Below are 12,664 nucleotides of genomic sequence, written 5' to 3'. Positions count from 1 at the left end.
GGATTTAGTAAGATAACGGCTCTAATTACTGCTTTATTTGTTAAAATACAACTAATTATTTAATAAGTATATTTTTATATTTGACCATTAATTAACCAAAAATAAAACAATGAAAAAAATTATTATGACTGCTGTGGCAGTTATGGCATTTGCTTTTACAAATGCTCAAGAAGTGAAATTTGGAATAAAAGGTGCAGTTTCTCTTAGTACACAAACCGGTGATGTTGAAAACGCTTCTTCTAAAGTTGGATTTCAGGCAGGGGCCTTTGCAGAAATAAAAATTACGGATAAATTTTTTATTCAACCAGAGGTTTTGTATTCTGCTCAAGGAGTAAAAGAAAAGGGTGATTTTGAATATAATAATAATGTCTATCCAGCAGAATTGAATACTAAGTTAGGATATATTAATGTTCCGGTAATGGCAAAGTATTATGTAGCTGAGAAATTTAATTTGGAGGCTGGTCCGCAAATTGGTATTTTAGTGAGTGCTAAAGGTGAGGCAACAATTTTAGGACACTCAGAAGAGGGAGATATTAAGGATAATTATAAAACTATTGATTTAGGATTGAATCTGGGAGCTGGATACGATTTTACTGAAAATTTATCAGCTGGACTTCGTTATACTTTGGGGTTGTCTAATGTAGCTGGAGATGACTTTGATGATAATGTTAATGCGAAAAACAGTGTTTTTGCATTATCTCTAGGATATAAATTCTAGTTTTTTAATTGAAAAATATTTAAAACCTTCCCTTAATCAGGAAGGTTTTTTTATGCCCAAAAAATGTTTTACTTTGTAGATATGAACTGGAACCGATACATAAAAGATTATCAATCGTATTTGCGAATTGAAAGAGGTTTGTCTAAAAATACAATCGAAAACTATGGTTTTGATATTGAGCGATTATGTCTTTTTTTAGATACAAATCAAATAGAAGTTTCGCCTTTAAAAATTACTGATGAAACTGTTCAGCAATTTATATATTCCGTTTCTAAGGAAGTAAATCCGCGTTCGCAAGCGCGTATTATTTCGGGATTGAAAAGCTTTTTTAATTATCTGGTTTTTGAAGATTATAGAAATGATAATCCGCTGGAATTAATTGAAACTCCAAAAACGGGCAGAAAATTACCGGATACTTTATCTGTCACTGAAATTGATGCACTTATTGCTGCAATTGATTTAAGTAAAAATGAAGGAGAACGAAACCGAGCAATGTTGGAAGCTTTATACGGTTGCGGACTTCGGGTTTCGGAGTTGGTTTCGCTTAAAATTTCAGATCTGTTTTTTGACGAAGGATTCATAAAAATTACCGGAAAAGGGAATAAAGAACGTTTTGTTCCTATTGGTAAATTGACCCAGAAATACATAGAAATTTATCAAAAGGAAGTCAGAGTAAATCTGAATATTAAAAAAGGTTGCGAAGATACTTTGTTTTTAAACCGAAGAGGTAATCAACTTACTCGTGCAATGGTATTTACAATCATAAAAGATTTGGCGGTAAAAATAGGTTTGCATAAAAGTATTAGTCCGCATACTTTGCGACATTCATTTGCGACGCATTTACTTGAAAATGGAGCTGACTTAAGATCTATCCAATTAATGTTGGGACACGAATCGATAACAACTACAGAAATCTATGTGCATTTAGACAGGAGATTTTTAAAAGAAGTAATGCATTCTTTTCATCCAAGAAAATAATTTTTTGGCTAGAGTCCTGATTTTTAAAGCAAAAATTAATATATTGTATATTATTTTCTACTAAAAGCACATAAGACCGACAAACGGCACTTTTATTGTTTTAAATGTTATTGATCATTCAATTTAAGTAAAAATAAGTAGCATATGGTTTTTGATTTATATGAAAATGAGGATTGCTTAGAGGTGAATAATTTTTACAAAAAATTGTTTGCTGAGATGCCTGATTTGTTATTTCAGTTTGTTGTTGACACCGATAACAATTATACTTTTCCGCTAGTTAGTAAATCTGCTGATGAAATTTTTGAATTTACGGCAAGTGAATTCAACAACGACATTAAGTTTATTATTTACGAAAGAGTTTTTCTTCAGGATCGTGAAGCATTTTTTCAATCTTTAGTTAAAGCGCGTAAAGAAATAAAACCCTGGGATATTGAATTTCGCGCTGTTTTACCAAAAAAAGGTTTACGCTGGTTTAAGATTTCCGCAAAAACGGAGCAATCTGATGATGGCAGAGTTAGTTTCTATGGACACGTTTCGGATATTACCGAATTAAAAGATAAAGAAGAAAAGCTGCGAATTTCAGAAGAACGATTTCAATTTGCACTTGATGCTTCTACAGCTGGAATTTGGGATTGGGATATGGTTACCAATAATGTTTTCTATTCGTCTTTGTCACTAAAAATATTGGAACTTGATTCTGCAGATATTTTTGATGATCCGGAACGATGGGATAAAATTGTGCATCCGGATGATCTTCCCAAATACTATTCGGACATACAAGAGCATTTTGATAATAAGATCCCTTATTACGAAAACTATCATCGTGTAATGACTTCGAGCGGAAATTATAAATGGATTTTAGACCGTGGAAAAGTTATTAAACGAGATGAAAATGGTAAGCCATTACGTGTAATTGGAACTCATACAGATGTTTCTTTGCAAAAAGAAAAAGAATTAGAATTGATAAAAACGATGAAATTGTACAGCGATCAAAATAGTAGATTGTTGAATTTTTCGCATATCGTTTCACATAATTTAAATACGCAGGCAGGAAATATAAAGTCGATTTTAGATTTTATTGATGCTGATGGTGATAAAGAAACCGTAAGTGAAATGTTGGAGCATTTGCGAACAGTTTCTAATGATTTAAATGATACGATTTCTAATTTAACACAAATCGTAAAAACGCAGAGTAATATTAATATTGCTGTCGTTCCTTTGAAGCTTTGTGAATACATCGAGAAAACAATTTCGACAATCAAAGGTTACGATAAACAAACTAAAGTTACGATTGTAAATAATGTCCCTCAATATTTGACAATTAATTTTAATCCTGCTTATCTGGAAAGTGTTTTGTTAAACTTTACTACAAACGCTATAAAGTATGCACATCCGGATCGCGATCCAATAATAGTTTTTGATTTTTCGATCGAACCTGAAGGTTATAAATCATTAAAAATTACAGACAATGGTTTAGGAATCGATTTGGCTGTTTACGGTGATTTATTATTCGGAATGTATAAAACTTTTCATAAACATCAGGAAGCACGAGGAATCGGCTTGTATATTACCAGAAATCAAATTGAAGCGATGAAAGGAAGTATTTCTGTAGAAAGTGAAGTAGGAGTGGGAACAAGCTTTAAAATTGTCTTTAACGATCTTTAAATGAATTTGGCATAAATAAAAAAGGCTATCGTTATGATAGCCTTTTTTATTTTATAATATGTTGAGATTACTTAGCGATATTAACTGCTCTGGTTTCTCTAATTACAGTAACTTTTACCTGACCTGGATAAGTCATTTCAGTTTGGATTTTTTGTGAAATTTCGAAAGATAGGTTTGCAGCGTTATCATCAGAAACTTTTTCGCTTTCTACGATTACACGAAGTTCTCTACCAGCCTGAATTGCGTATGCATTTTTTACACCGCTAAATCCGTAAGCAACTTCTTCAAGATCTTTCAAACGCTGAATGTATGAATCCAACACCTGACGTCTTGCGCCTGGTCTTGCACCTGAAATAGCATCACAAACCTGAACGATTGGAGAAAGTAATGATTTCATTTCGATCTCATCGTGGTGAGCTCCAATTGCATTACAAACTTCTTCTTTTTCACCATATTTCTCAGCCCATTGCATACCTAATAATGCGTGTGGTAAATCGCTTTCAGTATCTGGCACTTTACCAATATCATGAAGTAAACCAGCTCTTTTTGCCAATTTTACATTCAAACCTAATTCGGCAGCCATGATACCACAAAGTTTAGAAACCTCTCTTGAGTGTTGCAATAAGTTTTGTCCGTAAGATGAACGGTATTTCATTCTACCAACAACTTTAATTAATTCAGGGTGTAAACCGTGAATTCCTAAGTCGATTACAGTACGTTTACCAACTTCGATAATTTCATCGTCGATTTGTTTCGCTGTTTTAGCAACAACTTCTTCAATTCTCGCTGGGTGAATACGTCCGTCAGTTACTAATTTGTGCAATGACAAACGAGCAATTTCTCTACGAACAGGATCAAAACAAGATAGAATAATAGCTTCCGGTGTATCATCAACAATGATTTCTACTCCGGTTGCAGCTTCAAGAGCTCTAATGTTACGACCTTCACGACCAATAATTCTACCTTTTACATCATCAGATTCAATGTTAAATACTGAAACGCAATTTTCAACCGCTTCCTCAGTTCCAACTCTCTGGATTGTATTGATGATAATTTTCTTAGCTTCTTGTTGCGCAGTAAGTTTTGCCTCTTCAATTGTATCCTGAATATGAGACATTGCTTTACTTTTAGCTTCAGCTTTTAAACCTTCAACTAATTGTTCTTTTGCTTCTTCAGCAGAAAGTCCTGAAATTACTTCAAGTTGTTGCAGTTGACTTTTGTGTAATTTGTCTACTTCAGCTTGTTTTTTGTCTAAAACTTCAATTTTATTATTGTATTCATTTGTTTTAGCTTCAAAATCGTCATTTACTTTTTTGGCTTTCGAAAGTTCATTTGAAATCTGAGATTCTTTGTCACGCACTCTTTTTTCTACTTCAGCTACTTTTTTATCTCTAGCTAAAATAACTTGTTCGTGCTCTGATTTTAATTCGATAAAACGCTCTTTTGCTTGAAGGATTTTATCTTTTTTGATATTTTCTGCTTCTAAATTAGCGTCTTTTAAAATGGAAGAGGCTTCTTTCTTTGCGTTTTTAATTAAATTAGAAATATTGCTTTTTTCGATGATTTTAGCGATTGCAAATCCTGCTGCAATCCCCACAATCCCTGAAATAATGATCGTTATTATGTCCATGTTTGTTAAAATTTATATATAAAAAAGCCTACATTAATTGCTTGAATAAACTCGTAAAGACAAGTTTTGAGCTAACTCACTGTTCAAGTTTCCCAGTCGAAGCAGGGCATACTATAGTAGCGACGATTTGCTCATTCTAAATTGTTAGTGTTGAGTTTACCAATTGTGAACTAATGTAGGCAGTATCTTAGTTTCTGTAAAGAACGTTTAATTTTCGAGATATTGATCTAATAGCGAATTTAATCTTTTAATTCTTTCGATAGTTTCTTCACCATCGATTGCATTATCAATCTGTTTTTGTTCTACTTGTGATGCAAATTGCAAGGCACACATAGCCAGAACATCTTGTTTGTCACGAACCGCGTAACTTTCTTCGAATTGCTTGATCATAGCATCAATTTTCTTAGAAGCACTTCTAAGTCCTTCTTCCTGAGATGGTTCTACCGTTAATGGATAGACTCTGTCTGCGATTGATATTTTAATTCTAAGCTTTCCGTCCATGTCTTTCTAATCTGATAGTTGTGCTATACAGTAATCAATTTCGCGAATTAATGAATTTATTTTAAGCTTTGTCTCTCTCTTGTTATTGTCGCTGCCGAGCAACGAATTGGCTATTTTAAGTGTATCATATTGCTTCTTCAAAGCCTCCATTTCTTCAGATTGTTTCTGGATAATTTGCGCAGCTTTGGCTAGTTCTAATCTTAAAACCTGATTGTTTTTTTCTAGGGCCTTTGATTTCTCAAAAAGCTTTTCGACTTTATATTCAAGAGTATCAATTATTTCTGCAATTACACTCATTATAAATCCTATTCATTACTTAATCATACAAAGTTAGTATTCCTTTTTATTAATGCAATTTTTTATCGATTTTTTTACATTAAAAATAATCAAACAAATGAAATTCAATTAATTGTATTTTTGTAGCTTTTTACTCGTTTTTAGGAGCTAATTTCTTTATCTTAGCAAAAATGTTGCCTTATGAGATTATCACTGCTTGCCCTGTTTTTTACTAATTTTATTTTCGCTCAAACCCAATATCCGAAGGATTATTTTCGTCCGCCGCTTGATATTCCAATGCAGCTTTCGGGGAATTTTGGGGAATTAAGACCGAATCATTTTCACGCCGGTTTTGATTTAAAAACAAACCAAAGAGAAGGATTAAATGTTTACGCAATTGCAGATGGTTACGTTTCGAGAATCAAAATTTCTACTTTCGGAAACGGAAAATGCATTTATATTACACATCCAAATGGCTACACTTCGGTTTATGGACATTTGCAAACTACAGTTGGTCCAATTCAGGATTATGTCAAAAAAACACATTACAAAGAGAAGGCTTACGAAATCGAAATGTTTCTAAAGCCAGATGAATTACAAGTTACAAAAGGTCAACTAATTGCGCTTTCCGGAAATACAGGTTCTTCTGAAGGACCGCATTTACATTTTGAAATTCGTGATACTAAAACAGAATTTGTAATTAATCCGATATTTTTTGGATTCGATAAAAATATTAAAGACACTAAAAAGCCAACAGTTTCGAGTGTTTATGTTTATCCGTTAGAGAATTCTATGGTAAATCAATCTAAACAGCCTTTGTTGCTAAATGTTGCACTTCAAAAAGACGGGACTTATTTGGCAAGTAAAGTAAAAGCGAACGGAAAAATTGGTTTTGGAATTGTAGCCGTAGATTTTGATGATGTCTCTTTTAATAAAAATGGGGTTTTTAATGTTTCTACTTTTTTTAACGGAAATCAAAATTATAATTATCAGTTCAATACTTATTCGTTTGACGAAATGCGTTATGTAAATGCATTGATTGATTATGGTAAATATAAAAAATCAGGTCAGCGCATTCAAAAACTTTTCATGAAAACGCCTTTTGCTTTAAGCATAATAAAAACAGATTCATTACGAGGAATTATTCCGGTCGAGCCGAATTTAGCTTCGACGTATAGAATTGAAGTTTCGGATTATTTTGGGAATTTAAATACAATTACGGTTCCGGTTGAATATGATGCTGCAACGCCAATTGTAAAAGAAGAACCTGCGACTTCAAAATATTTTATTAAAGTCAATAAAGATTCCAATTTCGAAAAAGATAATATGTCAGTATTTTTTCCAGCGGGAACTTTTTATGATGATTTTAATTTGAATTTCGATGTAAAAAACAATCGTATCTATATTCATGATGATACAGTTCCGGTGCATTCGAATTTTACGATTACGATAAAAGACAGTTCATATCCGGAAGAATTAAGAGATAAACTTTATATTGGAAGAGGAAACAGTTATAACGGAACCATTAGAAAAGGAGATGTTTTTACGGCCAAATCAAAAACATTAGGACAATTCGGGTTGGTTTTGGATACAATTAAGCCAACAATTAAAATTGTAAAACCAATTCAGGATAAATGGATTAGTGATGTCAAAAAAATAGATTTTATCATTAACGATGCTGCATCGGGAATTAAATCATACAACGGATATTTAAACGGAAACTGGATTTTGTTTGAATATGAAAATAAAACAAAGAAAATCACACATACTTTTGATGATACAATGCTTGCCGAAGGGGCAAACGATTTAAAAATTGAAGTAATTGATAATGTGGGTAATTCTGCTATCTTTGAAACTCATTTTTTTAGAAGTCAACAAAAATAAAATCAAAACGTTTGAATAATAACAGAGTAATATTCGGTTTTCTTTTTTTATGCATTTCTTGTATTTCATTTGCTCAAAATGCTCATGTTAAAGGTATTATTTTAGATGATCAAAAACGTCCGGTCGTCGATGTCAATATAACTTCTTCAGGGAATGCAACGCAATCAGATGCAAACGGTTTTTTTGAAATCGATGTTCCTTCGAACAAAAAAACTTCTTTGATTTTTACTCACATTTCTTTAAAAATGATGAGTTTGGCAGTAAATCTGAAACCAAATGAAGTTTTTATTTTTAATCCTGTAATGAGTAATTCTGAAGAACAAATGGGAGAGGTTTTTGTTTCTTCCAAAAATAAAAAACGGGTTCAGGGAATTACAACTATTGATGCGGCAACGATTAAAAAGATTCCCGGAGCAAATGCCGGAATCGAAAATATTCTAAAAACATTGCCGGGAGTAAATTCAAATAATGAATTAAGTACACAATATGCTGTTCGTGGCGGAAATTATGATGAAAATTTAGTTTATGTAAACGAAATCGAAGTTTATCGTCCGTTTTTAATTCGTTCCGGTCAGCAAGAAGGATTGAGTTTTACAAATACAGATTTGGTTCAAAACGTTGATTTTTCGGCTGGAGGATTTCAAGCTAAATTTGGAGATAAATTATCCTCTGTTTTAGATATTACGTATAGAAAACCAACTCAGTTTGGTGCTTCTTTAGAGGCAAGTTTATTAGGCGGAAGCGTGTCTGTTGATGCTGTTTCTAAAGATAAAAAATGGTCTGCAGTAACAGGAGTTCGTTATAGAAATAATAGTTTGTTGGTTAATAGCCAAGATACAGAAACGAATTATACACCAACTTTTGCCGATATTCAAACGAATATCAATTATGATATTTCGCAAAAATGGCAAATTAGTTTTTTAGGAAACATTTCTGAAAATAAGTATTTGTATCAGCCTTTAACCCGCGAGACAAAATTTGGAACAATCGATCAGCCAATGTCTCTTGCTGTATATTATGAAGGTCAGGAAAGAGATAAATACGATACTTATTTTGGAGCATTAAAAACGACTTATAAAGTTTCTCCAACTTTGACGTTAAAACTTATAGGTTCGCTATTTCATACTACAGAGCAGGAACATTTTGATATTCTGGCGCAGTATCGTCTTGGAAATGTTGGTGAAGATCAAGATGAGTCTCAAGTTGATTTTACAAAAGGAATTGGTTCGCAATTGAGTCACGCCCGAAATGATTTGGATGCTTTAATTGCAAATGCAGAAATTAAAGGATTTAAAGAATGGTTAAATGACAGTCAATTAGAATTTGGACTTAAATATACCAGAGAATCTATTAGAGATCGAATTGTAGAATGGGAAATGATTGATTCAGCTGGATTTTCTATAAATCCTCCAATTGTTATTTTGCCACAAAATAATCAGCCATATCAACCTTATACAGGGCCATTGTTGCCGTATCAGGATGTTCGTGCAACAAACTATAATACCATAAACAGATTTTCCGGATACGCACAATACAATAAAAAAGCAGAACTTGGATCTAATCAAATTTGGTATCATTTAGGAGCGCGTTTCCAGAGTTGGAATGTTTCAGGAGCCGCTGTTGAAGGAAAAAATCAAGTTGTTTTTAGTCCGCGTGCACAATTTGCCATAAAGCCGGATTGGGATATGGATATGGTTTTCAGGCTCTCGGGCGGATTATATCATCAGCCACCATTTTATAGAGAACTCAGGGATTTGGATGGCGTTGTGAATCCAAATGTAAAAGCGCAGGAATCTGTTCATATTGTTTTAGGGAATGATTATAATTTTAAAATGTGGAATCGCCCTTTTAAATGGGTAACGGAACTATATTATAAATCACTGTCTGATGTAAATGTGTATTCGATCGATAATGTTCGAATTCGTTATATCGCCAATAATAATGCAAAAGCATATGCGCAAGGTCTTGATTTTAGATTAAATGGAGAATTTGTGCCGGGAACAGAATCGTGGATTAGTTTTGGTTATTTGAAAACCGAAGAAGATTACGCAGATAAAGGATATATCGCAAGACCAACAGATCAGCGTTTGAAATTTGCGATGTTGTTTCAGGATTATATGCCAAATATTCCAAGTGTAAAATTGTATCTGAATTTAGTTTATAATACTGGTTTGCCTGGAGGCGCGCCAGCATATTCGGATCCGTATCTATACCAAAACAGATTAAACGATTATCGTAGAGTGGATATTGGTTTTGCCAAAGTTTTTGTAGATAACAGTACTAAAGTTGCTAAAGCAAATTGGTTGAAAAACTTCAAAGAATTATCTGTTGGATTAGAGATTTTCAATCTTTTCAATAATCAAAATGCAATAACCAATACTTGGGTTCGTGATGTATATTCCAAAAATCAATATGCGATTCCAAATTATATGACTTCGAGAGTTTTCAATATAAAATTGAATGCCAGATTATGATAGAAAAACGTGAAAAGCGAAAGAAGATTTTTTACGTTCCGGGAATGATTTCCTTGGTTTTGATCCCGGTGTTTTGTTTCTATCATTTTTATAAAGTGGATGCTTTTAAGGTTTATGGCTGGATTAATCTTAATGTTCCTGTTGGAAATGAATTCGAAGAATATAAGGTTGCTACTTTACGAAAATATAAAGTATTTAATTTTGACGGAAGTTATTTAGAAAAGAAGAAATTGAAAGAAATGAAACTTTATCTTAGGAAATTAAGAATTGAAAAAGATACAGTTAATGGAATTAAAATGCATTTTGGTTCAAAATCTTATTATCAAACTTTTATTACTACTCTTGATATTTTAATTGAAGAAGATGCTCCAACCTGGGCTATGAACGACAATGATATTTATATTTTAGGAAGTAGTAATACACCAAAAAAAGTTAAGGACACTATTCACTATCAGAGAATGAACTGTAATACTAGTGCATTAATGGCAGAACAAAGACATTGGGAATTAAAAAATAAAAGAGAAGAGGAGGAAAAAGCTTTTCAATTATCATTTTTTCAAAACAAATGGAAAATTCTATCGTTAGGTTATTTAGGACTTGTGTTTCTCAATATATTTACTCTGGTAAAATTCAATAAAAGTAGATAATACAATCAAAAATACTATATTTGATATTCTTATATAATTAGCATACATGAAAAATTCCTTAAAATATATAGCCTTAGCAATCATCGGAACATTAGTGAGTTGTAAAGATGAAGTTCAGAAACCGAAAGTAATTTATGATGCTGCCAGTAAAGGAAGTGTTGTTACAAAAACAGATTCAACGCAAATAGAAGTTGCTGATTTGCCTATTCAAATGGAAGGAACGAACTATCTAATTCATCCTGTTGGAGATTTACGTGTGTTTGAAAAAGGAACAAAAGCGCGTTATGGATCTTCAAGTGTGAATGATGTGAGTTTTACGATTTCAAATTTAGGCGAATATGAGATTACAGGTTATTTGCAAAATTTGAAATTTCAAAAAGTAGATTCAGATTCTATTCGCCCTTTATCTGATAAGCCGGTTTTGATTTTAACGGCGACTTATTTAAAAACAGTTTCAGACAGAACGCAGAATAAAGTTATGGTTTATACTTTGACAGATTCTGATACTAATAAAGATGGTAAAATTGATACCGGAGATATTAAAACATTGTATTTGAGTAATATTAGTGGTGAGAATTTTACTAAAGTTTCTGCAGATCTTCAGGAATTGGTGGATTGGAGTTTAATAGAATCTAAAAACCGCTTATACTTTAGAACAATCGAAGACACGAACCAAAACGGACAATTCGATAAAAATGATGTTTTACATTATAACTACATTGATTTAGCCTCTAAAAAATGGGAAGTGAAAAGTTATAAACCTATTTAGAGTTTCTAAGGGACTAAGGTTTTGAAGTACTACTAAGATTTAGAATCAAAAAAAAGCGATTTAAAAATTATTTTTTAAATCGCTTTTTTTATTACGATCGATAAAAAAGAACCAAAGGTTCGGTAAATTTTGTAGAGCTGGACTTTAGTCCAGTTTACGTAATGATAAAAAAAAATTTTAATCAAAATAACCCAGAATATCAAGACGTATTCAAAATGTAAATCATTTTAATCAGTGGCTAAAAAAACTTAGTCCCGAAGTTTCGGGATAGCAACTAAGAACCTCAGTGCCTTAAAAAAATCAAATCAAAATATCGCTTTCTAAATCAGATTTTTCAATTTCAATTCCAAAACCCAGGCGATCTACCAAATCAATTACCAGCTTTTTATACCAGTTTTCCGATTTTGGATGAATGTATATCTTCTCAATTAGTTGGCTGATATCAACATTGATTTTCAATCCGTCATTAAGTTTAATGTTGCTTTTTGAAGTGTCGGTTATAATGCGAACTTCACGTTCGTATTGAAAACTTTTTCGTTTAAAGAGAAAAGGGAAGAACAAATCATCAAACGGAATATATTCTTTTTTATAGTCGATGTAATTAACTTCGCCAATATACTGATCAAAATTATTCTCAGGTTTCAATGCTTTTTGCAATCGTCCAATAGTAGACTGAATCGCTAATCCTTCGCTATTTTGTGTAAAAATCTGCCACATGGCAAAAGATTCGTATTCATTAATATGCCAACTGCTTATGGCGACTTGTTCACGATGCGTTTTGTAGTAATTTAAAAAGTCAGGATTATCAATGGCTAGCTTTTTAATTTCCTCAAAAGTAGGTTCGCTAAAAGTGCCTTCGTACTGATCTTCAAATTTATCAGAACGCGACATAAAAAGTTTCTTAGAAAGTAATAAATCCAGGAACTTAGAGAGGTCTAAGTATTTCCAAACAACCGTATCTGGATCCTCTGGAAGTATTATGTTTGGATTTTTGAAATACATTTTAGTAGGCGATTTAGTATTTCTAATAAAATTACAAATTGATTTTATAATAAACTATAAAAAAAATACTTACTTAGTTTTCTGTGATTATTAAACCGCCAGATAAACTTAGTAAGTATT

11 protein-coding genes are annotated in these 12,664 nt (G+C 32.3%); 7 read left to right on the top strand and 4 right to left on the bottom strand.

What is annotated here, in order from left to right:
* Positions 1-109: 109 nt before the first annotated feature.
* From CLU81_RS07985 to CLU81_RS07975, 3 genes are all read left to right on the top strand, one after another.
* Positions 110-718 (top strand): porin family protein, encoded by a 609-nt coding sequence (locus CLU81_RS07985; RefSeq protein WP_099709335.1) that lies wholly within the window; start codon positions 110-112, stop codon positions 716-718.
* Positions 719-799: 81 nt separating this feature from the next.
* Positions 800-1,696, top strand: a complete 897-nt coding sequence (gene xerD / locus CLU81_RS07980) for a site-specific tyrosine recombinase XerD (RefSeq protein WP_099709334.1) — start codon at positions 800-802, stop codon at positions 1,694-1,696.
* A 144-nt stretch (positions 1,697-1,840) separates the two neighbouring features.
* A complete protein-coding gene (locus tag CLU81_RS07975; RefSeq protein ID WP_099709333.1) occupies positions 1,841-3,361 on the top strand; it encodes a PAS domain-containing protein in 1,521 nt (506 codons plus the stop codon).
* Between the two features lie 67 nt (positions 3,362-3,428).
* Here CLU81_RS07975 and rny read toward each other — a convergent pair whose 3' ends face one another.
* From rny to CLU81_RS07960, 3 genes are all read right to left on the bottom strand, one after another.
* Positions 3,429-4,991: a ribonuclease Y gene (rny, locus tag CLU81_RS07970; RefSeq protein WP_099709332.1), complete on the bottom strand. Its 1,563-nt coding sequence runs from the start codon at positions 4,989-4,991 to the stop codon at positions 3,429-3,431.
* Positions 4,992-5,198: 207 nt separating this feature from the next.
* Entirely contained in the window at positions 5,199-5,492 is a 294-nt protein-coding gene (locus tag CLU81_RS07965) for a cell division protein ZapA (protein ID WP_056246511.1), read from the bottom strand.
* A gap of 6 nt (positions 5,493-5,498) precedes the next feature.
* A complete protein-coding gene (locus tag CLU81_RS07960) occupies positions 5,499-5,789 on the bottom strand; it encodes a hypothetical protein (RefSeq protein WP_065451073.1) in 291 nt (96 codons plus the stop codon).
* 180 nt (positions 5,790-5,969) lie between these two features.
* Here CLU81_RS07960 and CLU81_RS07955 point away from each other — a divergent pair, with 180 nt between their 5' ends.
* Genes CLU81_RS07955 through CLU81_RS07940 form a run of 4 tightly spaced genes read left to right on the top strand, consistent with a single transcriptional unit; the run spans position 5,970 to position 11,542 of the window.
* Entirely contained in the window at positions 5,970-7,652 is a 1,683-nt protein-coding gene (locus tag CLU81_RS07955) for a M23 family metallopeptidase (protein ID WP_099709331.1), read from the top strand.
* Between the two features lie 11 nt (positions 7,653-7,663).
* Entirely contained in the window at positions 7,664-10,126 is a 2,463-nt protein-coding gene (locus CLU81_RS07950; RefSeq protein ID WP_099709330.1) for a carboxypeptidase-like regulatory domain-containing protein, read from the top strand.
* Positions 10,123-10,773 (top strand): hypothetical protein, encoded by a 651-nt coding sequence (locus tag CLU81_RS07945; RefSeq protein WP_099709329.1) that lies wholly within the window; start codon positions 10,123-10,125, stop codon positions 10,771-10,773. Before CLU81_RS07950 ends, CLU81_RS07945 begins: the two co-directional genes overlap by 4 nt.
* A 46-nt stretch (positions 10,774-10,819) precedes the next feature.
* On the top strand, positions 10,820-11,542 hold the full coding sequence (locus CLU81_RS07940; protein WP_099709328.1) for a hypothetical protein: 723 nt from the start codon (positions 10,820-10,822) through the stop codon (positions 11,540-11,542).
* 300 nt (positions 11,543-11,842) lie between these two features.
* Here the strand turns inward: CLU81_RS07940 and CLU81_RS07935 are convergent, their stop codons facing one another.
* Entirely contained in the window at positions 11,843-12,544 is a 702-nt protein-coding gene (locus tag CLU81_RS07935; protein ID WP_099709327.1) for a DUF2971 domain-containing protein, read from the bottom strand.
* Between the last annotated feature and the right edge of the window lie 120 nt (positions 12,545-12,664).

The sequence above is a fragment of the Flavobacterium sp. 9 genome (genome assembly GCF_002754195.1).
In the GTDB taxonomy this organism is placed as follows: domain Bacteria; phylum Bacteroidota; class Bacteroidia; order Flavobacteriales; family Flavobacteriaceae; genus Flavobacterium.
This window is presented reverse-complemented; position numbering and strand designations above follow the sequence as displayed.

Bases quoted from the DNA above. Each gene is read 5' to 3' on its own strand.
- rny (WP_099709332.1), bottom strand. From the start codon at position 4,991: ATGGACATAATAACGATCATTATTTCAGGGATTGTGGGGATTGCAGCA.
- CLU81_RS07945 (WP_099709329.1), top strand. From the start codon at position 10,123: ATGATAGAAAAACGTGAAAAGCGAAAGAAGATTTTTTACGTTCCGGGA.
- xerD (WP_099709334.1), top strand. From the start codon at position 800: ATGAACTGGAACCGATACATAAAAGATTATCAATCGTATTTGCGAATT.
- CLU81_RS07975 (WP_099709333.1), top strand. From the start codon at position 1,841: ATGGTTTTTGATTTATATGAAAATGAGGATTGCTTAGAGGTGAATAAT.
- CLU81_RS07955 (WP_099709331.1), top strand. From the start codon at position 5,970: ATGAGATTATCACTGCTTGCCCTGTTTTTTACTAATTTTATTTTCGCT.
- CLU81_RS07940 (WP_099709328.1), top strand. From the start codon at position 10,820: ATGAAAAATTCCTTAAAATATATAGCCTTAGCAATCATCGGAACATTA.
- CLU81_RS07985 (WP_099709335.1), top strand. From the start codon at position 110: ATGAAAAAAATTATTATGACTGCTGTGGCAGTTATGGCATTTGCTTTT.
- CLU81_RS07960 (WP_065451073.1), bottom strand. From the start codon at position 5,789: ATGAGTGTAATTGCAGAAATAATTGATACTCTTGAATATAAAGTCGAA.
- CLU81_RS07965 (WP_056246511.1), bottom strand. From the start codon at position 5,492: ATGGACGGAAAGCTTAGAATTAAAATATCAATCGCAGACAGAGTCTAT.
- CLU81_RS07935 (WP_099709327.1), bottom strand. From the start codon at position 12,544: ATGTATTTCAAAAATCCAAACATAATACTTCCAGAGGATCCAGATACG.